This window comes from Paraburkholderia sp. BCC1885 (assembly GCF_900996235.1).
Taxonomy (GTDB): Bacteria; Pseudomonadota; Gammaproteobacteria; order Burkholderiales; family Burkholderiaceae; genus Paraburkholderia.
The window spans coordinates 119,194-143,965 of the sequence record NZ_CAAJGM010000219.1 but is presented as its reverse complement, the minus strand read 5'-3'; the positions used below and the strand labels follow the sequence as shown (position 1 = coordinate 143,965).

The 24,772-nt window shown below is 63.1% G+C and carries 21 protein-coding genes; 13 read left to right on the top strand and 8 right to left on the bottom strand.

Going from position 1 to position 24,772, the window contains the following annotated elements:
- Window positions 1-2: 2 nt before the first annotated feature.
- The 3 genes from FQ755_RS37595 to FQ755_RS25225 form a co-directional block, all read right to left on the bottom strand.
- Window positions 3-179 (bottom strand): hypothetical protein, encoded by a 177-nt coding sequence (locus FQ755_RS37595; protein WP_186308654.1) that lies wholly within the window; start codon window positions 177-179, stop codon window positions 3-5.
- Between the two features lie 81 nt (window positions 180-260).
- Entirely contained in the window at window positions 261-1,553 is a 1,293-nt protein-coding gene (locus FQ755_RS25230) for a c-type cytochrome (RefSeq protein ID WP_260858854.1), read from the bottom strand.
- Window positions 1,550-2,269, bottom strand: a complete 720-nt coding sequence (locus FQ755_RS25225; RefSeq protein ID WP_144157732.1) for a c-type cytochrome — start codon at window positions 2,267-2,269, stop codon at window positions 1,550-1,552. Before FQ755_RS25225 ends, FQ755_RS25230 begins: the two co-directional genes overlap by 4 nt.
- Window positions 2,270-3,014: 745 nt before the next feature.
- Between FQ755_RS25225 and FQ755_RS25220 the strand changes: the two genes are divergently transcribed.
- From FQ755_RS25220 to FQ755_RS25200, 5 genes are all read left to right on the top strand, one after another.
- A complete protein-coding gene (locus FQ755_RS25220) occupies window positions 3,015-3,689 on the top strand; it encodes a response regulator transcription factor (protein WP_260858853.1) in 675 nt (224 codons plus the stop codon).
- Between the two features lie 138 nt (window positions 3,690-3,827).
- On the top strand, window positions 3,828-4,520 hold the full coding sequence (locus FQ755_RS25215; protein WP_144157731.1) for a response regulator transcription factor: 693 nt from the start codon (window positions 3,828-3,830) through the stop codon (window positions 4,518-4,520).
- A 113-nt stretch (window positions 4,521-4,633) separates the two neighbouring features.
- Window positions 4,634-5,278: a response regulator transcription factor gene (locus FQ755_RS25210; protein ID WP_144157920.1), complete on the top strand. Its 645-nt coding sequence runs from the start codon at window positions 4,634-4,636 to the stop codon at window positions 5,276-5,278.
- A gap of 166 nt (window positions 5,279-5,444) precedes the next feature.
- Window positions 5,445-6,194, top strand: a complete 750-nt coding sequence (aqpZ, locus tag FQ755_RS25205; protein ID WP_144157730.1) for an aquaporin Z — start codon at window positions 5,445-5,447, stop codon at window positions 6,192-6,194.
- Window positions 6,195-6,225: 31 nt separating this feature from the next.
- Entirely contained in the window at window positions 6,226-10,683 is a 4,458-nt protein-coding gene (locus FQ755_RS25200) for a transporter substrate-binding domain-containing protein (RefSeq protein WP_144157729.1), read from the top strand.
- Window positions 10,684-10,813: 130 nt separating this feature from the next.
- On the opposite strand, the gene FQ755_RS25195 is transcribed toward FQ755_RS25200, so the two are convergent.
- Complete coding sequence (locus FQ755_RS25195; protein ID WP_144157728.1) at window positions 10,814-11,749, bottom strand: LysR family transcriptional regulator; 936 nt, start codon at window positions 11,747-11,749, stop codon at window positions 10,814-10,816.
- A gap of 453 nt (window positions 11,750-12,202) precedes the next feature.
- Between FQ755_RS25195 and FQ755_RS25190 the strand changes: the two genes are divergently transcribed.
- From FQ755_RS25190 to FQ755_RS25180, 3 genes are all read left to right on the top strand, one after another.
- Window positions 12,203-13,321, top strand: coding sequence for a porin (locus FQ755_RS25190; protein ID WP_144157727.1), 1,119 nt, complete (start codon window positions 12,203-12,205; stop codon window positions 13,319-13,321).
- A 185-nt stretch (window positions 13,322-13,506) separates the two neighbouring features.
- Window positions 13,507-13,941 (top strand): CHRD domain-containing protein, encoded by a 435-nt coding sequence (locus tag FQ755_RS25185; protein WP_144157726.1) that lies wholly within the window; start codon window positions 13,507-13,509, stop codon window positions 13,939-13,941.
- Window positions 13,942-13,954: 13 nt separating this feature from the next.
- The gene (locus FQ755_RS25180) at window positions 13,955-14,902 is read left to right on the top strand and encodes an alpha/beta hydrolase (RefSeq protein WP_144157725.1); all 948 of its coding nucleotides are present in this window, start codon (window positions 13,955-13,957) and stop codon (window positions 14,900-14,902) included.
- On the opposite strand, the gene FQ755_RS25175 is transcribed toward FQ755_RS25180, so the two are convergent.
- The gene (locus FQ755_RS25175) at window positions 14,872-15,717 is read right to left on the bottom strand and encodes an EcsC family protein (RefSeq protein WP_144157724.1); all 846 of its coding nucleotides are present in this window, start codon (window positions 15,715-15,717) and stop codon (window positions 14,872-14,874) included. The genes FQ755_RS25180 and FQ755_RS25175 overlap by 31 nt on opposite strands.
- A gap of 140 nt (window positions 15,718-15,857) precedes the next feature.
- On the opposite strand from FQ755_RS25175, the gene FQ755_RS25170 reads away from it, so the two are divergent.
- On the top strand, window positions 15,858-17,453 hold the full coding sequence (locus FQ755_RS25170; protein ID WP_144157723.1) for an MDR family MFS transporter: 1,596 nt from the start codon (window positions 15,858-15,860) through the stop codon (window positions 17,451-17,453).
- A 28-nt stretch (window positions 17,454-17,481) separates the two neighbouring features.
- Window positions 17,482-17,931, top strand: coding sequence for a MarR family winged helix-turn-helix transcriptional regulator (locus tag FQ755_RS25165; RefSeq protein WP_144157722.1), 450 nt, complete (start codon window positions 17,482-17,484; stop codon window positions 17,929-17,931).
- Window positions 17,932-18,025: 94 nt separating this feature from the next.
- Here the strand turns inward: FQ755_RS25165 and FQ755_RS25160 are convergent, their stop codons facing one another.
- Window positions 18,026-19,303, bottom strand: coding sequence for an amino acid deaminase (locus FQ755_RS25160; RefSeq protein ID WP_144157721.1), 1,278 nt, complete (start codon window positions 19,301-19,303; stop codon window positions 18,026-18,028).
- A gap of 176 nt (window positions 19,304-19,479) precedes the next feature.
- Here FQ755_RS25160 and FQ755_RS25155 point away from each other — a divergent pair, with 176 nt between their 5' ends.
- The 3 genes from FQ755_RS25155 to FQ755_RS25145 all read left to right on the top strand — a co-directional run bounded on the left by FQ755_RS25155 (window position 19,480) and on the right by FQ755_RS25145 (window position 22,318).
- Complete coding sequence (locus FQ755_RS25155; protein ID WP_144157720.1) at window positions 19,480-20,370, top strand: MurR/RpiR family transcriptional regulator; 891 nt, start codon at window positions 19,480-19,482, stop codon at window positions 20,368-20,370.
- Between the two features lie 3 nt (window positions 20,371-20,373).
- On the top strand, window positions 20,374-21,855 hold the full coding sequence (locus FQ755_RS25150; protein ID WP_144157719.1) for an N-acyl-D-amino-acid deacylase family protein: 1,482 nt from the start codon (window positions 20,374-20,376) through the stop codon (window positions 21,853-21,855).
- Window positions 21,856-21,931: 76 nt separating this feature from the next.
- A complete protein-coding gene (locus FQ755_RS25145) occupies window positions 21,932-22,318 on the top strand; it encodes a RidA family protein (RefSeq protein WP_144157718.1) in 387 nt (128 codons plus the stop codon).
- 718 nt (window positions 22,319-23,036) lie between these two features.
- On the opposite strand, the gene queF is transcribed toward FQ755_RS25145, so the two are convergent.
- A complete protein-coding gene (queF, locus tag FQ755_RS25140) occupies window positions 23,037-23,861 on the bottom strand; it encodes an NADPH-dependent 7-cyano-7-deazaguanine reductase QueF (RefSeq protein WP_144157919.1) in 825 nt (274 codons plus the stop codon).
- Window positions 23,858-24,760: a 5'-nucleotidase gene (locus FQ755_RS25135; protein WP_144157717.1), complete on the bottom strand. Its 903-nt coding sequence runs from the start codon at window positions 24,758-24,760 to the stop codon at window positions 23,858-23,860. The genes queF and FQ755_RS25135 overlap by 4 nt, the downstream gene beginning before the upstream one ends.
- Between the last annotated feature and the right edge of the window lie 12 nt (window positions 24,761-24,772).

Here is a 24,772-nt window from a genome sequence, read left to right as displayed (position 1 = left end):
GATCAGTGCACGACTCCGCGTGGCAGGAAGACAAAGAGATAGAAGCCGGCCCAGATCGCCATTACGATCAGCGTGGCGATGCCGGCCACGGCGATCGCGCCGTGCGGGCCGGCGGCCACCACGCGTTCCACCTCGTCATCGGTGGGCGGCGCGGCGCTCGGGTAGTCTTTGTCGTCCATCTGCAGGATCTCCGCAACATCGTGTGGATCGGTTCACTCGCGCGCGTGGCCAGGGCGCTGCCTCGCTGCCGCGCGCATGGCTCAATGCAGCGGCGCCTTGCGCAGTTCGTTCACCTCGCGATCCGTCACCGGCGCGCCATGATTGCCCCACGCCGTGCGGATATAGGTCACCACGGCGGCCGCGTCGGTGTCGTTCAGTTCCTGGCCGAACGGCGGCATGCCATAGGGTTCGGCATTGCGTTGCGTGCCGGGCGGGAAGCCGCCGTTCAGCACGATGCGAATCGGATTGACCGCCGAGTTCATTTCAATCGACTGGTTGTGCGCGAGCGGCGGGTAATGCTGCACGTGCCCTTCGCCGTTCTGGCCGTGACACAGCGCGCATTTGTCCGCGTAGATCTGGCTGCCGAGCTGGAAGATCCGCGTGTTGGTCGGCGCCGACGGTCCCGCCTTGCGGCCGGGGTCGCGGTCCGGCAGTGTCTTCAGATAGGCGGCCATGGCCTTGATGTCGTCGTCGGTCATGTACTGCAGGCTGTGATATGTGACCTCGGCCATCGGTCCGTAGACAGCGCCGCGATCGGAGATGCCGGCCTGCAGCAGGTCGACGATGTCCTTCACGCTCCAGTCGCCGAGACCGCCGTCCTTGTCGGAGGTGAGCGAGGGCGCGTACCAGTTCTGCACCGGGATCAGACCGCCGGCGAACTGGTCGCGCTGCGACGAGCCGCCAAGCAGATTGATCTTCGTGTGGCAGAGCGTGCAGTGGCCGAGCCCTTCCACAAGGTACGCGCCGCGATTCCATTCGACCGAGCGCGTCGGATCGGGCTTGTATTCGCCTTCGCGAAAATACAGCGTGCGCCAGCCGAGCAGCAGCTTGCGCTGGTTGAAGGGGAATTTCAGCTGCTGCGGATGGCTCGGTTCGCGCACCGGCGGCACGGACTGCAGGTAGGCGAAGATGGCGTCGGAATCCTCGCGCGTGACCTTGGTGTATTGCGCGATCGGCATGGCGGGATAAAGCAGCTTGCCGTCCGGGGTGATGCCGGTGCGCATCATGTGGAAGAACGCGTCCGGACTCCATGCGCCGATGCCATATTGCGCGTCCGGACTGATATTGGGCGAGTAGAGCGTGCCGAACGGCGTGTCCATGGCGAGGCCGCCGCCGAACATCTTGCCGCGCGGCGCGGTGTGGCAGGCAATGCAGTCGCCGGCGCGGGCGAGGTATTCGCCGCGCTTGACGATGTCGGGGCGGGTGTCGGCGCCTGCTCCGGCAGCGGCGACTGCGTCCGCGGCGAACGCCGATAGCATTGACGAGCTGGGCGCGACGGTCAGCGCAAATATGAGCGCGAACAGGTGCACCACGCGAAACAGGATCGGCCTCATTGCGGTTGACTCCCGCATGCCAATGGCAACGCAGCATGACTGTCGGGCGCCGGCCGTGGATCGTCGGGGCGCGGCTGGCGTGCGAGCCAGCTCGACACCGCCGTGATGTCCTTGTCGGTCAGCTTGACGGCGATCGAGTGCATGCAGTCCGGCGCGACCGCGTGACGGGTCCCGGAGCGCCAGGTCCCCATCTGGCCGGCGATGTAGCTGGCGTGCAGGCCGAGCAGGCCCGGAATGCCGGGCTGCGTCCCGGTCAGCCGGGCGCCGTGGCAGGCCGCGCAGGCGGGCAACTGGCGCGTGGGGTCGCCGTGCGTGACGAGCTTTTCGCCGTAGCTGAGTACGGCGGGCGGCACGCTGCCGCTGTCGGCGTTCGGATAGGGCGGCTGCAGAGCCGCGAAGTACTGGCTGATCTTGCGCAGATAGTCGTCGGGCAGGAACGCGATCAGATAGCCCATCGGCGGGTACGTGCGTCCGCCGTCACGAAACGAGATCAACTGGTTGAACAGGTAGTCGGCGGGCTTGCCGGCGATGCGCGGGAAGTAGTCGTTGTCGCGCCCCTGGCCCTGCGCGCCGTGACAGGACGTGCAGGCCCGCACCCGCTCATCCATGGCCGAGGGCATGGGCGCGGCGGCGTCGCCGGTGGCCGCGAGGCTCGCGCAGGCCCACGCGCTGCCAAGCACAAACAGAATGGAGGATCCGATAGTTCTTCGATGCACGCCAAGCCTCGTCGGGGACAACGCGTTGATGACGCATATTTCTCATGCATGCAAACGGCGCAGCATGACGGCCCTTCAAACCTGCTTTAAAACGCGACAGCGAAACCCAGAAAACGGAACGGATGCGCCAATATGATGCGGATTGCAAAATGTTGCGACCGAATGTTCACGATTTTGGGTATTCGGCGACATCCGCCGCGGGAGAACAGACCATTTCCCGCGACACCGGTTAATCATAGGCGGCATCCTGTGCGCTTTCAAACCCGCCTTTTCAAGTTTTCACGGCAGCCATCGCTGCGTCGCAAAATGGACGTTGCATTGCCGTTTGCATGTGCTATGCAGCGCGACTGAACAATTGCACCAAAGGCGGGCGGCGGTGGCCGACGTTTGCGCGCTCGCGACCGCCTTCACCGGCATGCCCAAGCCAGAACTGAAATTGCCCCGCAGGGAGTTCTGGCAGGCCGACGCCCGACAGCATCAGGCGCGCGCCACGCCGGTCTCGTACTTCCGATATTCCCACATATAAATTCGGCATTCCTTATGGTCAAAAAAATATGCAAATTTAAACGACTATTTCGGAAAGCTCCGATTTTGTCTTTTTAAAGAAAATGATCATATGGAGATACCTGTCGCGTTGTTTCGAGACTGTGAGACGTACCGCGAGCCTGGCCGGGCTTGCGCCACGTCTCACGGCGCACCGTCGGAACAATTAAAGCGCATATACAAACAAAAATGAGAGATAAACATGGAGAACTCCAGAGTCATTCTGGCAGACGACCATCCATTCGTACTGCTCGGAATCCGCTCCGCGCTGTCGGCATACCGCGACATCATGATTGTGGGTGAGGCGAAAAGTCCTGGCGCATTGATCGAGCTGTTGCAAAGCGTTCCCTGCGACGTGCTCGTCACCGATCTGACCATGCCGAGCAAGACCGGCCCGGCGGAAGACGGCTTGCCGCTGATCCGCCGACTTCGCCGTGACTGGCCGGCGCTGCACATCGTCGTGCTCACCAGCCTGACGAATATTGCGATCCTGCGTTCGGTCATCGTGGATGGCGTCCTTGGGATGCTCAACAAAACCGAGCCCATGTCCGAGCTGGTCACCGCAATCCGTGCGGCAAGCGCCGGACGCGCCTATATCAGCCAATCGATCCTGCAGAGTTTGACCAGACTCAGCCGCAAGCCGCACGAGCCGCTTCGGATACGGGGTCTGTCGGCGCGAGAGTCCGAGGTCATCGGATTGTTCGCACAGGGCCGCTCGATAACTGAAATCGCCAGCACGCTTGGACGTGACATCCGCACGGTCAGCCGTCAAAAGCGCTTTGCGATGACCAAGCTCGGCGTCACCAATGATCCCGGTTTATTTGCCTATGTCAGAGCCCACGGAGCCTCCTGGCAAGTGAGGCGAATGCCGAAGTAACTCTCATCCAAAGGCGGTGCCCGGTGGATTATTTCGGAGCAATCTTATATTTGTACTACGGCAAATGTTTGATGCTCACAGATAGGCTAGGTGCTCTGCAAAAAGCAGCACGAATCCAATATAGAAGTGGGCTCAACAATGAATGAATGCGCTGACGCCAGCACGCCTATCCGGGCGATCATTGCGGACGACCATCCGCTTGTCCTGCTGGCGATCGAAAATCTGCTGATGGCTTTTCCCAACATCCAGATCGTGGGTCGGGCGAGCGATTCAACCGAATTGCTGGCCGAGGCCGGGCGGGGTGCGTGCGACCTCGCCGTGATCGACCTGCACATGCCGGGCAATCTCGATGGCGACGCCTTCGGCACGCTCAGGGAATTCCGCAAATGCTGCCCGAACGTGCCGTTGGTGGTGCTGACCATGGAGACCAAGCCGGAAGTATTGGAGCGCCTGATTTCGCTTGGGGTCGAGGCGGTGATGAGCAAGCGCGACAGGATCGACCTGATTCCGGTGGCGATCGTGACGGCGCTCGCGCATGAGCGGTATGTCGGGCCGACGGTGCGGGCATCGATCGTCGAAGCAACCGTGGCGCGCCGGCTCGAATTCGTGCGCGAGCTATTGTCGCCGCGCGAAATGAACGTCCTCAGGCAATACGCATCGGGCATCGGCGTGACTGAAATTGCCAGGCGCCTTGGCCGCAGCGTCAAGACGGTCAGCGCACAGAAATGCAAAGCCATGCGCAAGCTGGCTTTGAATAGCGACAGCGAGTTGTTCAAATTTGCCGCCGAACACGGCTTGCTGCCGGATGACGCGCCGCAGTGGCGGCCCTGATCCGGTAGGGCGTCGTGTCCGGCGAGCCGGCGCGGCGGTCAGAAAATACGACTGGCAGTTCCCGGGGAGGCACGGTGGGTGCAGGGAACACCGGTGAGCACCACAACAAGAACATGAACCCGATAACCCGAGTCATTGTGGCGGACGACCATAGCAGCATACGTCTTGGTGTTCGGCATCTGCTGGAACGCGAGCCGTCCCTGTCGATTGTGGGCGAGGCGTGCGACGTGCAAACGCTGGCCGAACTCGTCGATACCTGCCCTTGCGAAGTCGTCGTATCCGATATCGGCATGCCCGATGCGGACGGCCTCCAGAACGCGACGCCGATATTGCGGCGGATCCTTCGGCATCCGCCGCATCCGCGCGTCGTGATTCTCACCATGATCTGTCATCCGCCGACACTTTCGGGCCTGTTGCATTTGGGCGTGTCGGCCATTGTCGACAAGCGCGACTGCGTCGATGCGCTGCCGGATGCAGTTAAGGCGGCTGTCGAAGGGCGTCGTTATCTCTCATCCAGCGTGCAATCGGCGTTCGATGAACTGGGCTCTTTTCCACTCCCTCTTGCCGGCGTTCTGAGCGCCAGGGAATGGGAAGTGTTCTGCCTCTATGTCCAAGGTTTGTCCATTGGCGACATTGCCGTGCAGCTTGAGCGCAGTAGCAAAACCATCAGCACGCAAAGACGCAGCGCAATGCGCAAACTCGGGCTCGATTCGGATACCGAATTGATCAAATACGCGCAGCAACTTGGCTTGACCTGAGTGGTTGTGAGGGAACTGACGCCAACTTGTCGGGCGGCATCTCGGATTTAGGAATCGTCTGATTAGTGGGGGCGAATCGCCGTCCCATACTTCTGAATGGCATGCGGCTGGCGCATCGTGCGCGCCTTTTCACCGTGTGTGACTCAGACAGTGAGAGGGCGTAACGATGAGCTTGAGTAAGCGACTGATGGTCGAAGGAGCGGGTACGGCATGGCTCGTTTTTGCGGGCTGCGGCAGCCTCGTGCTAAATGGCGCGGCTCCGGCGCCAGGCTATGGCGTGCTGGAAGTGGCGCTTGCTTTCGGGCTTGCGCTCGCTACGGCGACCTATGCACTTGAGCGTTCGTCCGGCGCCCATTTCAACCCGGTGGTGACGGTCGGCTTTGCCGTCGCCAACCGCTTCCCGATTCGCGACCTCGTGCCGTATATCGCCGCACAAATCGTCGGCGCGGTTGCAGGCGCTGCGCTACTCGCCTACGTGGCGAGCGGGCGCCCGGGCTTCGACCTCGCCGCGAGCGAATTCGGTGCGAACGGTTTTGGCGACCACTCGCCGTCCGACTATCAACTCCACTCGGCACTGGCGATTGAAGTGGTGATGTCCTTCGCCCTCGTGACGATGTATCTGCTGATGTCGCGCAAGGGTGTCTCGCGCGCGGTCGCGCCGATGGTCAAGGGCGCTTGCCTCGCGCTGATCTATCTGGTTGCTCTGCCGGTCACCAATGGCGCGGTCAATCCGGCGCGTTCCACGGGGCCGGCGCTGTTCGTCGGCGACTGGGCGCTCGACCAGCTCTGGCTGTTCTGGGCAGCGCCGATGGCCGGCGGTATCGCCGCGGGCGTTCTATTCGCGTTCGTGTGGGGCAAGCGCGGCACAAGCCGCGACCGTGATAACGCGGTGGAAATACAGGGCGAGGCCGCCTGAGCGCCATCCCGACATGATTTGCGTACCAATCATGAAAACTCCAGCCATCCGGAACCTGCGTGACGTCGCGCGGCGCTTTGCGCAGGGCGTTATCGTTCTGCTCGCGTTGCTCGTCGGTTCATCCGTTTTCGCCCTGACGCCGGCGCCGGCGGATGCCGCCGCGTCAGCGGCGAGCCCAGGTGTGCCGGCGAAACTCGTCGTCGGTACGCTCGCGGGCGGCTGGCCGCCTTTCGAGAAGGTCGAAGACGCTCGCCTGAGCGGCCTGAGCGCCGACTACCTGCGCGCGCTCGTCGGGCCGTCGGTGGTGATCGAGCCCGCCGTCTATCCCGACATGCCGCGGCTTCTTGCGGCCATGGCCGCCGGCAAGGTCGACCTGCTGATGAGCGTCGCCCGGACTCCCGAGCGCGAGCACAGCCTCAGCTTCACTGCTCCGTATTTCAGGGCGTCCACGTCGGTTGTCGTGAAGGCCGGCGACACGGTCATCAAAGACCCGGCGCAACTGGCGAACGCCCGCCTCGCGATCGAAACGGGTTTCGCGCTTGAACGTTCGTTGCGCGAACGCTACCCACGCGCGCAGATCATTACCTTCGCCGATACCGGTTCAGCGTTGCAGGCCGTCGCACAGGGCGGCGCGGACGCCTATCTCGGCTTCACGCCCGCCATTCAATACGCGCTGTCGAACGAGGCGGCGCATGGTTTGCGCATTGCGTTCGAGGATAGCGCGAGGCCCAGCGAGCTGCGCTTCGCCGTCGCGCGGGACCGCATTGCCCTGCGCGACCAACTCGATCGCGCGCTTGCGACGCTGGCGCCGGCCGACGAGTCGGCGATTCGTTCGCGCTGGCTCGGCGAGAGCTTCGACCTGCCCTCCGTCGTCGCCACGAAGCGGCTCGTGCTCAGTCCCGCCGAGCAGGCGTGGCTGCATTCGCTGCCGCCGCTTAGCGTGGGTTTCGACAACGACTGGGCGCCGTTCAGCTACCTCGACGAGGCGGGGCGTCCAGGCGGCATCGCCGCCGACTATCTCGACTATCTGAGCCGTGTGCTCGGCATCCGCTTCACCCGGGCGCCGCTCGCCAACTGGAGCGAGACGATCAGCGCCTTCCAGCGCGGCGATCTCGCCATGCTGGCCACCACTGCGCGTAATGACCAGCGGTTGAAAAATGCCACGCTAAGCCGCGCTTATGAAAGCTACCCGCTCGTGATCGTGGTGCGCGAAAACGAACCCGCGGCGCGCAGTCTGAGTGATTTCGCCGCACGCCGCATCGTGATGTCGGCGCATATTGCGGGGTCCGTCCCGCTGTCCGCATACCACATACCGGCAGCAAACGTGAGCGTCGCGCCGAGCCTCGGCGAAGCGCTCGACCGGGTCGCGCACGGCGAGGCGGACGTACTCGTCGGCAACGTGGCCGCCGTCGATCTCGAACTGAAGCAGCACTATGCGGGCGAGTTGAAGATCCTTGGCACGGTGGGCGAGTCCGACTCGCTCGGCTTTGCCATGCGTCCCGATCTGGCGCCGCTCGCCGGATTGATCGATCGCGCGCTCCTGGCCATGCCGCTCGCCGAGAAGCAGCGCATCCGCCAAAAGTGGGTGGCGGGGAACGCCAATGAGCACGGCGTCTGGAGCGTGACGGCGGTGCGTTTGCTGCCGTTGCTGATCGGTATTGCCGTGGTGCTGGCCGTCACGCTGCGCGCCTATTTGCTGCTGCAGCGCGAGGTGCGGCGGCGCAAGCAGACCGAACGGGAACTGGCCGCGCAACTGAATTTTCAGCAGACCATGATGGAGATGGTGCCGTACCCGCTAATCGCGAAGGATCTGGAAGGGCGGTACATCGCCATCAATCGCGCATACGAAGAGAGTTCGGGCTTGCGGCGCGACGACGTGCTGGGGCTGACCGGCGAACAGGTCCAGGCATGGGGTGCGACCAACACCGGCGAGCTCGAACGCGCGACGCGCGAGATGCTGAAAACCGGCGAGCGCACCCAGCTCGAACTCGAATTTATGGATGCCGCCGGCCGGCTGCGGCGTGGCCTGTTCTGGACGCGCGTCTGCTACGGCGTCGACGGCAAGCCTTCATGCGTGTTGGGCACGATGGTCGACATCACCGACTTCCGGCGTGCGGAGATGCTCGCTCGTGAGAATGAGCGGCGTCTGTTCGACGTCACGCGGTCGCTGCCGGCGGTCGTGTTCCAGTTGCGGCGCGACGCGCATGGCCAGTATTCGTTTCCCTATATCGGTGGCGATACGCAGCATCTGTTAGGCAGCGACATGGGCGTGCTGGCGGAGCCCGGCAAGATCGACTTTTCGCGCGTCTGGGAACAAGACCGCCGCCGCGTGCTGGCCGAACTCGAGCGGTCCGCGCGCACGGAGACGCCGATTCACATGGAGTTTCGCGCCAATGCGGCGGACGGTATCAGATGGGTGCGGGCAGAACTGGTGCCCCGCCGTGAAGCGGCCGGCAGCGTCGTCTGGAGCGATTACTGGGTGGATGCCAGCGTCGAACACGCGCGCGCCGAGGAACTGGCACGCGCCCGCGATCTCGCCGAGGCCGCCTCGCGCGGCAAGGACGACTTCCTTGCGATGATGAGCCACGAAATCCGCACTCCGATGAACGGCGTGCTGGGGCTCGTCGAAGTGCTGGAACGCACCCGTCTTAGCGCCGATCAGGGCGAAATGCTCGGCATGATCCACGAGTCCGCGGGGGCCTTGCTACAGATTCTGGACGACCTGCTCGACTACTCGAAGATCGAAGCCGGGCGCCTCACCATCGAAGCCGAGCCGATCGACATGCGCGAGCTGGTCGATAACGCCGTTGGCCTGCTTGCCGGGCGCGCCCACGAAAAGGGCCTGAAAGTACGCGTGGACATTGCGCCCGAGGTCGCGGCGAGCCTGCGCGGCGACAGCGTGCGGCTGCGGCAGATTCTTTTCAACCTGCTAGGCAACGCCATCAAGTTCACTCTGGCGGGCGAGGTCGACGTGCGGGTTGCCGTCACAGAACAGACGGATGCGGCGCAGACGCTCGAGATGACGGTCGAGGATACGGGCATCGGTATTGCGCCCGACGTGCAGGCGCGCCTGTTCGAGCCGTTCGTGCAGGCCGAATCGTCGACCACGCGGCGCTTTGGCGGTACCGGGCTGGGCCTGACCATCTGCCGCAAGCTGATCGCCCTGATGGACGGCGCGCTGGAGTTGCAGAGCGTGCCTGGCGTCGGAACCCGCATGACGGTGCGGCTCGTCATGCCCATCGAGGCGCGACGCTACAAGGTGGGCGGTCTGCGCGGCAAACGGGGTGTCGTCGCGGTTGACGATGCGCGCGTCGCGCAGGCGCTGGTGCATTTTGGCGACGCGCTCGGTATCGAGTTGCGCACGGTGGCGGCCGCTGAGCTGCGCGAGCCGGCTGTGCTGGCCGGCGCGGATCTGATTTTCGTGAGCGAAGGTATCGAGGTGCCGGACGCCGCACGTCTCGGCGTGCGCGTCGTCTGCCTGACGGAGAAGCCCAAGCCGACCGGTTACCGCATTCTCGATAACACCGTGCGCGTGAGCATCAATCCCATTTCGTGGCGCGGGCTCGGCGCTGCGTGCGCGGCGGCGTTGACGGGCTTGTCGACCCCGGCGCCACGGCCACGCGGTCTGGCCGACGCGGGCTCGGCGCCGCCGGACCGGGAGCGCGCCATTGCCAGCGGCCGCCTGATTCTGGTGGCGGAGGACCATCCGGTCAATCAGGAGCTGATCCGTCATCAACTGACGCTGCTCGGCTTCGCCTGCGACGTCGTCAATGACGGCGTGGAGGCGCTTGCCGCGATGCAGCAGACAAGCTACGGATGCCTGATTACCGATTGTCATATGCCGAATCTGTCCGGCTATGAACTGGCGCGTCGCGTGCGTGAAATCGAAGCGGTCCGGCCAGATGGCGCCCAGCGTTTGCCGATCCTCGGCATCACCGCCAACACGGCGCCGGAGGATCTGAAGCAATGCCGAGACGCCGGCATGGACGATTGCCTCATCAAGCCGACGCGTCTGGCGACGCTGCGCGAACATCTGAGCCGCTGGTTCGGCGCGGACGGCGCGCGTCAAGCCACGCTGGCGTCGGCCGAAGCGGCCGGCGCGTTGCCTGCCCCGGAAGCGCATGGCCAGGACGTGGCCGTCGAGCCCTTCGTGCCGGTAGATCTGGGCCACATGACGCAGTTATGGGGCAGCGAATCGACAGTGAAGGCTTTGCTGGATTCGTTCGTGACGTCGGTGCGGGACGACGTCCGCGCGCTGCCGCCCTTGCTCGATGACGCGAATGTCGCGCAATTGCGCGAATGGCATCACCGGGTAGCCGGCGCGGCGGGGGTGTTGCAGTATCCACCGCTGCTTGCCGCGCTGGAGCAATACCGCACCGGCATGACCCGCAAGACGCCCGACGCGCTCCGTGCGGACGGCCTCACGCTCGTCAGGAAGTGCCATGCGATGCTCGATGGGATCGAAGAGCAGGCCGCGTTGCTGGCCTAAGCTAAGCGGGCGAAAAAAAACGCGGCCGAAGCCGCGTTGAAGATTGGAGACATCCTTCGATGAAGGAGTCACTTCTCGCTGAAGAAAGCATAGCGCTCCAAAACGGCCAGATTCTCGTCAAATCGCGCAATTATGTATTTTGAAATGCTGGTGAAAGTGGCTGCACGCCTGCTGCCCGAAAATAGTCGACTGTGAAATCGACAAACGAACGGGTTTTGGCCGACACATGGCGACGCCCGGGATAGACGAGCGACACCTCCTTGTCGGCCCCTTTGATCCGATAGCCGCTCAACACCTGCACGAGCGTTCCCTCCAACAGGTCCTCCGCGACATGGTTTTCCGGCAGGATCGTGATGCCCATGTCGGCGAGGGCGGCCTGGCGCAGCATCACGGCATTGTTGACCGAATACGCGGGCTCAAGACTCACCGTCTCCTCGCGGCCGTCTTCGGTGACGAAAATCCAGTCGGAAATGGACTGGTTAGCGGAAGGGGCGAGGAACGTGTGCCTGGCGAGACTCGCTGGGGTCGCCGGCATGCCATGCGTGCCGATGTACGCGCGTGAAGCGACCGCGATCGCACTGACCGTGAACAGCGAGCGTTTGATCAACGTACCGCCCGTGACCTGTCCCGGCCCCACGATGCCAACGTCGAACCCTTCCTCGATCAGGTCGACCGGCCGGTGCAGAAGCGTCACCGCCAGCTTCACCTTGGGATGACGCGCGCGATACTGCTGCAACAAAGGCGTGAGACCGAATAGCGAGAACGACGCCACAGCCACGAGCTTCAGTGTTCCTGCGGGGTCGGTGGCGGTTTGCGAAATGCTCGATTCCATCGCATCGAGTTGCTCCAGCGTCTGTCTGCAACCTTCTGCATAGGCGAGGCCGGCTTCGGTCAACGACACGCTGCGCGTGGTGCGATTGACGAGGCGCGTGTTGAGATGCGTCTCCAGCAACGCGACATAGCGCGTCACCACGGCGTTGGATAACTCGAGACTTGCTGCTGCACGTCCAAACGAACCATTTTCCGCGACTTTCAGAAAGACGCGCATGGCCTGCAAATGGTTCATCGTCAATTCGATTCAAACGGTAAGGGGCCGTCGCCGCACGCGGCGTGAAACGGCCATGGCACTGAAAATACCTGAATGTTGCATGTTAAGGAGTGTTGGCGTGGGCAGGCATGGGACGGGTCCGAATCCTTCCTGGGATAGTTCTATCTCGGCGCTGTGGCGGGTGGGCAACGCTTTAAATAGATAAGTAAAGCTAACTATAAAAACAAGATAGAAAACAGGCCTTGAAGATCAAGGCTCGCAGCCAGATCGGCTGGCTTTTTTTGAATAATTCAAAAACTCTTTTGTGTGAATCACGCGGTCGTCTCGAAAGTCACGCACCTACACTTCGCGGTGCAGATCAAAGCGGTATCCGGTGAAAACCGGGACGCCGAGATCGCCGCGCCTGGACTGCTGTCGCGCGGTTAATCGAACGAGTCCGCTGACTCAATCACACGGTATTTTGGGAGCAACATGAAGAAGACGTTGATTCTTGCGGCAGTGACCGCGAGCTTCGCGAGTGCGGCTTACGCACAAAGCAGTGTCACGCTGTATGGCATCGTCGATGCCGGCTTTACCTATGTGAACCATGAAGTGACCGGCTCGGGCCAAAAGCCGCTTTATGCAATGAAGAGCGGTAACGTTGACGGTAGCCGTTGGGGCCTGCGCGGCAAGGAAGATCTGGGCGGCGGTCTCGCAGCGGTCTTCACGCTCGAAAGCGGTTTCGATCTGGGCAACGGCAAGTCCGATGCAGACGGACGCATGTTCAACCGCCAGGCGTTTGCTGGTCTGTCCAGCCCGTATGGCACGCTGACGCTGGGCCGTCAGTACGACTCCGTGGTCGACTATCTGGGCCCGCTGACGGCAACGGGCAGCTGGGGCGGCACGTACTTCGCGCATCCTGGCGACAACGACAACGCGAACGACTCCATTCGCATCAACAACTCTGTGAAGTTTCAGAGTGCGAACTACAGCGGCCTGTCGTTCAGCGGCCTGTACGGCTTCTCGAATCAGGCCGGCGGCTTCGCCAACGACCGCGCATACAGCGTCGGCGCAGGCTATGAAAACGGCGGCCTGAAGCTGGGTGCCGGTTATCTGCAGGCGCAAGGCCTCGACCGCAGCGCGAACGGCGCCATCCAGGACGGCGCGCCTGATTTCAGCTCCGTCGGCGGCACGCAGAAACAGCGTACCTTCGGCGCCGGCGGCAGCTTCGCGTTCGGTCCTGCCGTGGTCGGCGCGGTGTATACGCAAAGCCGCTACCAGTTTGCGATTGGCGACGGCTCGCTGCGCTATAGCAACTACGAAGTCAATGCGCGCTACAACCTGACGCCGGCGTTCTCGCTCGGCGCGGCTTACACGTACACCCAGGCGCTTCTGCGCACACCGGAAGCGTCGAAAGCCTCGAGCCACTGGAATCAGTTCGGCCTGCAGGCCGACTACGCGCTGTCGCGTCGCACGGATATCTATGCTGAAGGCGTTGCGCATGTCGGCGCGAAGGGTGACGCGCTCAGCACGCAAGTGTTCGGTACCGACGCACCGTCGGCCGGTCGCAGCCAGGTCGTGGTGAGCACGGGTATCCGTCACCGCTTCTAAGCGAAGCATCGGCCCCGCAGCTTGATGAAGGCACCGTTCGCGGTGCCTTTTTTATTGGCATGACCGGACAAGCGACCTATCCGCTCCATTGAGCCGAACGTCTGCGAGCGATTTACACTAACATGTGATGGCTCCGCACGCGGCCTATCCATGGGTGCGGCGGTGCAGCAAGTCCGGAGAAAAACATGCTTGCAACTCGGAAACTGAGTCTGGGTGTCATGTTGTGGGCGCTGGCGGCGGGGATCGCCTTCGCGGACACGGTGGCGCTCAAGGCGGACCTGGAGCCATCGAGTGAAGTGCCGCCGCGTGTGAGTCACGCGCATGGCATGCTAAACGCCACCTTCGATACGTCGACCAAGGCGTTGCAGTGGACCGTCACGTATGAAGGTCTGTCGAGTGCGGCTGCGGCTGCGCACTTCCACGGTCCCGCGCCGGTCGGGCAAAACGCGAAGGTGCAGATTCCCATTGAAAAGAGCGCGCTCGCCAGCCCGATCAAGGGCTCCGCAACGTTGACGGAACAACAGGTGATCGACCTGATGGCAGGGCAGTGGTATTTCAACATCCACACCGTGCAGAACCCGATGGGGGAGATTCGCGGCCAGGTGCTGCCGTCTAACTAAAAGGTGCGTGCCGATGAGTTGGCAAAGTGCGCTTGCATGCTGGTATCTGCGCCGGCAGTTTCGACCGGCTACGCAAAAGACCGAGATCAATGTCGAAGCGGCGCGCGCCCTGACGGCGAAGCGCGCGTGGTCACCCAAGGTGCCGAGTGGCTGGCGTCTGCGGGAACAGTACGGCGCGGCTGAGACGCTGCGCGGCGAATGGCTGGAGCCGCCCGGGACCGGCGACGGCACGCCCACCATCCTGTATTTTCACGGCGGCGGTTATTACTTCTGTTCGCCGCAGTCGCATCGTTCGCTCGTGTTTGGTCTGGCGACGCGTGCGCGTGCGAGCACCTTTTCGCTCGATTACCGGCTGGCGCCCGAAGCCCCCTTTCCCGCTGCACTCGACGACGCGCTCGCGGCCTATCGCAAGCTGCTTGCGGACGGCACACCGCCGCAATCGATCGTGCTTGCAGGCGATTCGGCGGGCGGCGGGCTGGCGCTCGCCACCCTCGTCGCGCTGCGCGATGCCGGCGATTTGTTGCCGGCGGGCGCCGTGCTGTTTTCTCCGTGGACCGATCTGGGCGCGAGCGGCGCGTCGATCCGTATCAACGACGGCGCCGATCCGATGTTCAGCGGCCGCGCCATCGGCCGGGCGGCCAGGCTCTATCTGGGCGATACACCTGCCACGCATCCGTATGCCTCGCCGGTCTACGCGGACCTGCACGGCTTGCCGCCGCTGTTCATTCAGGCCGGCAGCACCGAAGTGCTGCTCGACGATTCGCGGCGGGTGGCCGAGACGGCGCGCACCGCGGGCGTATGGGTCGAGTTGCAGGTCTGGCCGAATATGCCGCACGTCTGGCAGATCTTCACGCCGTTCATCCCCGAAGCCAGGCGGGCGCTCGACGGCGCTGCGGCTTTCGTGCGCGAAATGACCGGGCCGCGCAGCGCTCAGCCGTCGAGCGCGATGTCGATGGTCTGATAGGCGGCCTTGACGAGTTCCGTTCCGTATTGACGCTCGAGCCGGCGCACCGTGAAGTGGCCGTGGGCGACGAGCTGGAAGTGGTCCATGAAAACTGTGTTGACCATCGCGCCGAGCACCGCGCCGATCGCCGGAATCGACTTGGCCGCGATCTGTTCGCTCACTTGCACGGAAAAGCGCGACGCGATTGTGTTGAGCAGCCGCAGCAGCGCGGCCGAACCGTGCGCGGAAAAACCTTTGGTGGCGATTTCCGAGGTTGCCTTCGAGACCGCCTGCGCCAGCGCGCCGCGCATGATGAAGTAGCCGTAGTCGGCGTCGTCATCGGCCTTCGAGGTGCCGCCCATCCCCAGCACCGTCAGACATTGCAGTTGCGTGTCGATCGACGACAGGTCCTCGCCCTCGCTGCGCGCGATGTCGCAGATCGAGCGGAACATCAGCGTGGTGGTAACCGGCAACTCGACCGGCAGCGCGAACAGACCGAAGGCGCCGCCCGCCGCGCCGGTGGTCGCCACCGCGAATTTGTGCAGCAGGTTGCTCGGCTTGTCGGGCACGAGCAGCGGCGCGGCGCCGGCATCTTGCCGCCCGAGCGTGCGCAGCGCGATCTGCAGGCACTTGCGCAACGCGAGCTGGGTGGCGTCGTTCACTTTTTCGTTGGCGATGGCCGGCATGCGCGACAGCAGTTTTTCGAGCGGCGCGCCGACGATGCTGGCGAGTTTCATCGCCAGCGCCGGGCTTTCCAGCTCGTGTTTCGCGCGACGCAGCGCAATCAGATCTTCATTGGACAAGCTCTGTTCGGCGAGCGAAGTGGACTCCATGGGCCTCCCTGGCGCATCGGATTTCTTGGGGTAACTGTTTGACGGCAAACCGGAATGTGCGCCGCCCCTCGCAGTCTAGAGCGTCATAACATGGTATCATTCCCAATTCTTTGACGCGTCAACTGTTGCGCAATCAAAAAATGGCCGTCCACACCGCCGCTCACCATTCGAGTGGGCAAGTTTTACCATTCCGCGAGTCGCTGATGGCGATGCTCGGCGTCTCGTTCGTCACCATGCTGGTCGCGCTCGACCAGACAGTCGTCGGCACCGCGCTGCCCACTATCGTCGCGGAGCTGAAAGGCTTCGAGCTTTACGCGTGGGTCGCCACATCCTATCTGCTGACCTCCGTCATCACCGTGCCGATTTTCGGCCGCCTCGGCGATTACTACGGGCGCAAGCCATTCGTGATCGCCTCGATCATCGTGTTCACGGCGGCATCGGTGCTGTGCGGCATGGCCAACAGCATGTTGTTTCTCGTGCTGGCGCGTGGCCTGCAGGGGATCGGCGGCGGCATGCTGGTCGGCACCGCGTTTGCCTGCATTCCCGATCTGTTCCCCGATTCCGTCGTGCGTCTGCGCTGGCAGGTGCTGATGAGTTCCGCGTTCGGCATCGCCAACGCGGTCGGGCCGTCGCTGGGCGGTTTCCTCACGCAGTACTACGGCTGGCGCTCGGTGTTCTATGTGAATCTGCCGGTCGGCCTGCTGTCGCTGTTTTTCGTCTGGCGCTTTCTGCCTCATTTGCGGCACGTCGAGCACGAAGGCAAGATGCGGCTCGACTGGCCCGGCGCCTTGCTGATCGCGATTTCGCTCGGTTCGCTGCAACTGTTTGTGGAAATGCTGCCCAAGCATGGCGTGACATTGACGGCCGTGGCTTTGCTGGTGGCGAGCGTGGCCTCGGCCTACTCGCTGTGGAAATGGGAGAAACGTTGCCCGACGGCCATTCTGCCGGTCGACATGTTCCGCAATCGCAGCCTCGCCGCGTTGTTCACGCTCGCCGTGCTCGGCGGCTTCACCATGTTTTCGCTGCTGTTCTACGCGCCGCTGCTGTTCCAGGGCGGCTTCGGCATGTCGCCGAAAGAAGCGGGCCTGGTGATCACGCCGCTGGTCGTATTCATTACGATCGGCAGTATCGCCAATGGGCGGATCGTTTCGCGCGTGCCCAATCCGAATCTGATGCTGTATGTCGGTTTCGCGCTGGTGGCGTTGTCGTGCCTCGGTGTGGTCGTGGCCACGCGCGCCATGCCGCAATGGCTGCTGATGTCGTTCATGGTGCTGGGCGGCCTGGGTCTCGGCTTCGTCATGCCGAATCTGACGATCTTCGCGCAGCAGACCGCGGGCCGCGAGCATCTGGGTATCGCGACGGCGCTGTTGCAGTCGCTGCGGATGATCGGCGGTATGATCGGCACGGCGCTGACCGGCACGCTGGTCACGCATATGTACGCGAGCGGCGTGCGCAGCGCGCTCGAGCGAGATCAGGCGACGCACTGGTTCCCGGATCTCGGCGACCCGCAGATCCTCATCAATCGCGATGCCCAGGCGAGCTTGCTCGGACAGTTGGCGCAGGCTGGCCACAACGGCGCGATGCTGCTCGAATCGGCGCGCGAGGCGCTGGTCGCGGCCATCCATCTGGGTCTCGCGCTGGCGGCGGTGATCGCCGTCGTGTCGGTCTGGCAAAGCCGCCGCGTGCCTCCCATCAAGATCCGGCGTCAGGTCGAACCGGTCATCCACGCAGATTGATTTCGAACACCTGCATCAACGGCACACCATGGAAGATCAGGACCGCGTCGCCATCGTTCATCAATTCGGCCGCACCTACCGGGCGTTCATGTCGGCGTTCGAGGCGCAGGTCGGGCATCCCATGCCGCGCTGGCGCGTGATGCTGGCCTTGCACGAGCAGGGCGGCGAGTCGTCGCAGAAGCGGCTGGTGGAACGTCTGCGGATCGACCCCGGCGCCTTGACGCGGCAATTGAAGGCGCTCGAAGTGCTGGGCTGGATTTCGCGCAGCATGGACGAGCGCGATAACCGCGTGACCAACGTGCGCCTGACGGAGGCGGGCATTGCCGCGACGGAAGCGAGCATGCCGCGCCGCAATGCCTTTCTGCACGACACGATGGCAGGGCTGCCGGACGACGCGCTGGCCGCGCTGTCGAACGCGTTGGGCATGCTCGAAGTGCGGATTGGGGAAGTGGCCGCGGCGGGGCAGACGGCGGGTTGATGCTTAAAAACGAAGCGGCGAAATGAAGCGACAAAACGAAGCGGCGAAGCGAAGCGGCGGCCTTGACTGCGGCCGCCGCTTTTTCGTTTCTGCTTCAGAAGAAAGTCTCGATCACTTCCGTGACCTCATACGACGAATCGACCACCAGCAACTGACGCCACTTATCGAACGTCAAGCAAGGGTGCGAGATGTCGAAGGCAATCATGTCGCCAACTTTCAGATCCGCGCCTGCGGGAATCCGCAGATAGGCGTGCTGATCCATCATGCCGAAAATCTCCCAACCTTCGCTGGCGGCGATTTCGCGCGGCGCCTGCGTGCCCGGACGATAGTGGCGCGCCGGTTCCGGCATGCCGGCATCGAAGGCGGAATCGCGCTTGCCCAGTCCGATGATGGCCCGGTCCGGCTCGGGGATCGATTGCACATACGCCCATAGTTGCAGCGCCGGCAGCAAGCCTTCGCCCATCTTCTTCGCCACCGGATTGCGCGCGAAAATATCCGTCTGCGCCTTACGATACACGCCGACGTCGTGCGTCAGATAGCAGCCCGGCCGCAGCACGATTTCCACCTTGCCGTCCTGCGACGCCTTGACGAATTCTTCCGCCACCACGTCGTACCAGGCCGAACCGGCGCCGGACAAAATGGCCGGCGTGCGCGCGAAACGTCCTTCATCGACCAGGCTGCGGGTGATGGCGACGGTGCTTTGCAGAAACGCGCGCACCTCGTGTTCTTCCTTCAGCACGCCTTCGTACAGTTCAACACCGGCGAGCTTCAGCGAATCCGGGTAGCGGGCGATCGCCTCCAGTACCGCATTGCGCTGCGCGTCGTCGCGCACGCCGGTGCGTCCGCCGGGCACGCCGATTTCGAGCAGCACGTTCAGCGACTTGCGCACCGACGCGAAAAATTTGCCGAGTTGCTCGACGCCGTCCACTGAATCCACGAGGCAGAAGAACTCGAACTCGGGATCGCTCAGCAGTTCGGCGATCATCAGCATGTTGCGGCGGCCGACCAGCTGATTGGCCATCAGGATGCGCGACACGCCGCCGTGATACGCCGCCCGCACCTGGTGCGCGGTGGCGAGCGTGATGCCCCACGCGCCGGTTTCGAGCTGGCGGCGAAACAGTTGCGGCGCCATGGTGGTCTTGCCGTGCGGCGCGAGCTTGACGTCGTATTGCGCGACGAACGCCTGCATCCACTTGAGGTTGTGTTCGATGCGCTCCGCGTAGAGCACGGCGGCCGGCAGGCTGACGTCCTCATTGAGCAGATTCCACTCGAGACGACCCGCGTCCATTAACTGGATGCTGGTGCCCGGAACCATGCCCAAGCCCTTGCTATAAGGATCAATTGTCGCGCCTTGATAGTTTGTAACTTTCATCTAACCCTGCTCCATCGTCCAGATAAATTGCAGCGAAGTTGACTTTCACATGTTACAGAAAGTAGCATGTTTCCTGAAATGTTATTTAGTACCACGACGGCGCGGCTGCCTGGTACCAAACTGCCGCGCGCGGCGTTTCGTGCGCTGCGACGGTCCCTCGATCTTTCCGGTCCTTTATGAACTCTAGCGCTGAGCCGCTCAGTTTCGACATCGTCGCACGCATTGCCGAATGCGCGCGGGAGTTGCGCTCGGCCGAGCGCAAAGTGGCCGCGCTGATTCTCGACGACCTGACCGGCGCGTCGCGCGCGAGCATCGGCGCGCTGGCGCAGCAGGCCGGCGTCAGCGTCGCCACAGTCACGCGTTTTGCCAAGGCCGTGGGCTGCCGCGATGTGCGCGAGCTGAAACTGCGCCTCGCGCAAGCGGCGGCGGTGGGACAGCGCTTCCTGCCAAGCGGCGCCGCGCCCGATACGCCCGAGCCGATCGCCACCCGCGTGTTCGACGAAGTGCAGACCGCGCTCACCCATAACCACCAGTTGCTGCGCCAGGCGCCGCTTGCCGAGGCTGCGGCGGCGCTGCGCGAGGCGCGCATGATCTACGTGTTCGGCATGGGCGGCGGTTCGACCGCGCTCGCCGACGAGATGCGCTTTCGCCTCGTGCGCCTCGGCCGGCCGGTCGCGACCTATCAGGACGGCTTGCTGCAACGGATGGTGGCAAGCACGGTATCGCGCGAATGTGTCGTGATTGCGTTGTCGGCCACCGGACGGGTGCCGGAGATGGTGGAGAACTGCCGCATCGCGCGCAGCTACGGCGCGACGCTGATCACGCTCACCGCGCCGGCGTCGCCGCTGGCGAAGCTGGCCGATTGGGTCATCCCGATCGTCGCCTTCGAAACCGACTTCATTTACAAGCCGTCGTCATCCCGTTACGCGATGATGATGGCGCTCGACGTTCTCGTCACCGAACTGGCCGTCAGCCAGGGCGACGAGAGCCGCGAATTGCTGCGCCGCATGAAACACGCGCTGGATGCGCACCGTGGCGGCGGCGACCGACAACCGCTAGGAGACTGACCCATGCATTCGCATCCCGAAGCCGCGGATACGCTGATCATCGACGCGCAACTGTACGACGGGACAGGCGCGCCACCGGTCGAACGCGACGTGGCCGTGCGCGACGGCAAGATCGTGGCGATCGGCAATCTGTCGAACTGGCTGGCCGAGGAGATCATCGAGGCGAACGGGCGGGCGCTGGCGCCGGGCTTTATCGACGTCCACACGCACGACGACACCCACGTGATCCGCGCGCCGCAGATGCTGCCGAAGATCAGCCAGGGGGTGACGACGGTGATCGTCGGCAACTGCGGCATCAGTGCGTCGCCGGTGGTGTTGAAGGGCGATCCGCCGGACCCGATGAACCTGCTCGGCGAGCGCGACGCGTTCAGCTATCCGACCTTCGCCGCCTACGTGGACGCGGTGAACGCGGCGCGCCCGGCGGTGAACGTCGGTGCGCTGATCGGCCATACGGCGCTGCGCAACAATCACATGGACCGGCTCGACCGCGCGGCGAGCGCGCAGGAAATCGAAGGCATGCGCGCGCAGCTCGAAGAGGCGCTGCAACTCGGCGCACTGGGACTGAGTTCGGGTCTCGCCTATGGTTCCGCGTTTGCCGCGCCGACGGAAGAGGTCATGGCGCTTGCGGAACCGCTGGCTGCAGCCGGCGCGCTCTACACGACGCACATGCGCACCGAGTTTGACGCGATTCTCGACGCGATGGACGAGGCGTACCGGGTCGGCCGTCACGCGCGGGTGCCGGTGGTGATTTCGCATCTGAAGTGCGCGGGGCCGTCGAACTGGGGACGCAGCGCCGAGGTGCTGAAGTCGCTGGACGGCGCGCGGCGCATGCAACCGGTCGGCTGCGACTGCTATCCGTATAACCGCAGTTCGTCGACGCTCGATGTGAAGCAGGTGACGGGCGACATTGACATCACGATTACATGGTCGGAGCCGCATCCGGAAATGGCCGGCAAGCTGGTCAAGGAAATTGCCGCCGAGTGGGGCGTGACGCAGCAGGAGGCCGGCAAGCGCCTGCAGCCGGCGGGCGCGGTGTATCATAACATGTCGGAGGACGACGTGCGGCGCATCCTGTCGCATCCGGCGTCGATGGTGGGCTCCGACGGCTTGCCGGGCGACCCGTTGCCGCATCCGCGTCTGTGGGGCGCGTTTCCGCGCGTGCTGGGGCATTACGCACGCGACGCGGGCTTGCTGCCGCTGGAGGACGCGGTGCGCAAGATGACGAGCCTGTCGGCGCGGCGCTTCGGCTTGACGCAGCGCGGCGAAGTGCGCGTCGGCTATCACGCGGATCTGGTGCTGTTCGACCCGGCGCGCGTGCGAGATGCGGCGACATTTGAGAAGCCCCAGCAGCAGGCGGACGGGATTGACGCGGTGTGGGTGAACGGTGTGTTGTCGTATCGGGATGGGCAACTTACCGGCGAGCGGGCAGGACATTTCGTGGCGCGAGGCGCGGCTTCGAAGGTGGATGCGCAGGGCGGGTTTTGAGTTTTTATTTATTGAAGGCGATGCGCTGTTGTTCCTTGATTTTGCGTGCCGCTGGATTTTATAAGGAGTGTTTGCGATGAAGCGATATGGTGTGGAAGGCGGTAAAGGGACTGGCGGACAACATATGCCGTTCGCGCGTGCGGTTGAAGCGGATGGCTGGCTGTTCGTGTCCGGACAGACGCCGATGGAGAATGGCGAAGTAATCGACGGCGGCATCGTCGCGCAGTCGCATAAGGCGATTCAGAATGTGTTCGCTATTCTCAAAGAGGCTGGCTATGGCGCCGAGCATGTGGTTCGGTGTGGAGTTTGGCTCGATGATCCGCGGGATTTTGCTTCGTTCAACAAGGTGTTTCGGGAATATTTTGGCGAGAATCCGCCGGCGCGGGCGTGTGTGGTTTCTAGCATGGTGATTGATTGTAAGGTTGAGGTTGATTGTGTGGCTTATAAGGCGCCTGTCGGGTGAGGTTTTTTTGGGGGTTTTTGCCTTGCGCGGCGCTTTGGTGGTTGTTCTGGTTTTGTTGGCCTTTCCTTGCCGTGTTAGTGGTCTATTAGCGATGCCCCTGTGCGGGGCGGCACTTACTTTCTTTGCCGCCGCAAAGAAAGTAAGCAAAGAAAGCGGGCTCACACCGCTAGCCCGTAGTGAGCCATCCCGGTCTGCAACCGGGAACGGCCCAAGACGAGGTGTTCTCTCGCACAGCCACCTCCTAATGACACAGGGCTCATCCGCTCCAGCGTTGCGCTGCGCGCTCCGCCGGAAGGCACAACGCCTACTATCCGTTCTAAAGGATAACTAAGGTTTTTGGGGAAGTCTGTCCTGGTTGCCCAATAGCGCGCCTAACCCACCGTCCACCGCCCACCGCCCACCGCCGTCCCAAGCATCCCCCTCCGCGACGCACGCAGTGCGGAGTGGGGTGGATGAGTCCTTTGTCACAAACGATGGAAATGCGAGGGGCGGTCTCGTCTCGGACCACTTCGGGATCGCGTAAGTGGTGGACACCTACAAGCTAGCGGTTGAAAGCCCGCTTTCTTTGCTTACTTTCTTTGCGGCGGCAAAGAAAGTAAGTGCCGCCCCGCACAGGGGCATCGCTAATAGACCACTAAGACTGCAAGGAAAGGCCAACAAAAGCCAGAACAACCACCAACCCCGCCGCAAGGCAAACACAAACCCAAAAACAACCCCCTTATTGCCGAGCAGTCCTCAAATTATCCGGCATAGGCAAATTAAAATTCGTCCGGAATGGATTGATATCCAGTCCGCCGCGCCGCGTATAACGCGCATAAACAGCCAGCTTGAGAGGCTTGCAAACCCGCAAAATATCAACAAAAATGCGCTCGACGCACTGCTCATGAAACCCCGTGTGATTGCGATAAGAAACGATATATCGCAACAACCCCGCATGATCGATCTGCGGCCCAACGTAGTGAATCTGCACGCTGCCCCAATCCGGCTGTCCGGTCACCGGACAATTCGATTTAAGCAGATTGGAAAACACCGTTTCCTCAACCGGAGACTCCTCAAGCGCCGCCTTGAGCAACGACGAATCCGGATGATAAACATCCGTATCCAGATCGAGCCGGTCCAAAGATGTCCCTTCGAATTCCTCGAGCGCCAGTTTGCCGAAATCCATCGGTCCGGTCAGATGTACTGAAACCGTAGCGCCGCAGGCCGCCGAAACGTCCTTTTTGATCGTGTCGCGCACTGCCTCAAAAGACTCAAAAGCAGTCTGCGCAAACGACCCGAGATACAGCTTGAACGACTTCGATTCGACGATATTCGGCGCATCCGCCGGCACGTAAAACGTCGCTACGGCGATTTGCGGTTTGCCGCGCGTGTTCAGCCAGGACAGTTCGTAAGCATTCCAGATGTCCGTGCCGAAAAACGGCAACTGCGCGCCAATGCCGATCGCCTCGCGCGCGGCCTTGCGCGCGATCGGGAAGAGCAGCGTCGCGTCGTACTGTTCGGTGTAGGCGGCAGGTTTGCCAAGCGGGGATTGTTCAGGTGTCATGATGCGTTCACGATGCCACTCAGCACGTGCCCCGTCGCCGTCACGACGCGGGCCGATTCGCAGTGGCCAATTTGATCGTCGAAGAAAAAGTCCGGCTCGAACTCGCGCAAAAACGCGCTCTTGTCGAGCCCACCGAGGAACATCGCTTCGTCGATTTCGATGTTCCACGCCATCAAGGTGCGGATCGCGCGTTCGTGTGCCGGCGCCGAACGCGCTGTCACCAGTGCCGTGCGAATGTGCATTGGCGCGGCCTGGTCCGCCGCGTTCTGCAACCGGTGCAGCGCCTCCAGCAACGGCTTGAGCGGGCCGTCGGCCAGCGGCAGATCCTTGTTGTGGATTTCATGGCCCACAAAAGCCTTCAATCCGTCCTTCTGAAATACCTGTTCGGCTTCGTCGGAGAACAGCACGGCGTCGCCGTCGAAAGCAATGCGGATCTCGTCCGGATATTTACTCGCCATTTTCGCCGATTCCGGCAACACGCGTGCAGCCGGGAAGCCGGCGGACAACGCGTCGCGCACGTCTTCCTGATTGGCCGACAAAAACAGCGACGCATTCAGCGGCTTCAGATAGCCGAACGGCGCACGTCCGCGCGTGAACACGCCGCGCTCGATGGCGAGGCCGTGCTCGCGGCACGAATGGAACGCGCGCAGTCCGCTGATCGGATCGCTGCGCGACAAGATCACCACTTCGACACGATGCGCGCCCGCGTTCAGCGCCAGCAGCTTGCGAATCAGCGGAAACGCCACGCCGGGTTTGGCGGGCACACCGAGACGCTCGCGCTGCAGCATTTCGTAGCCGTGCAGGTCGCCTTCCTCGTAGACGCGGTTCTCTTCCTCGAAGTCGAACAGCGCGCGCGACGAAATCGCCACCACCAGTTTGTCCTGAAGCGTCAATGCCATGGCTGCGCGTCC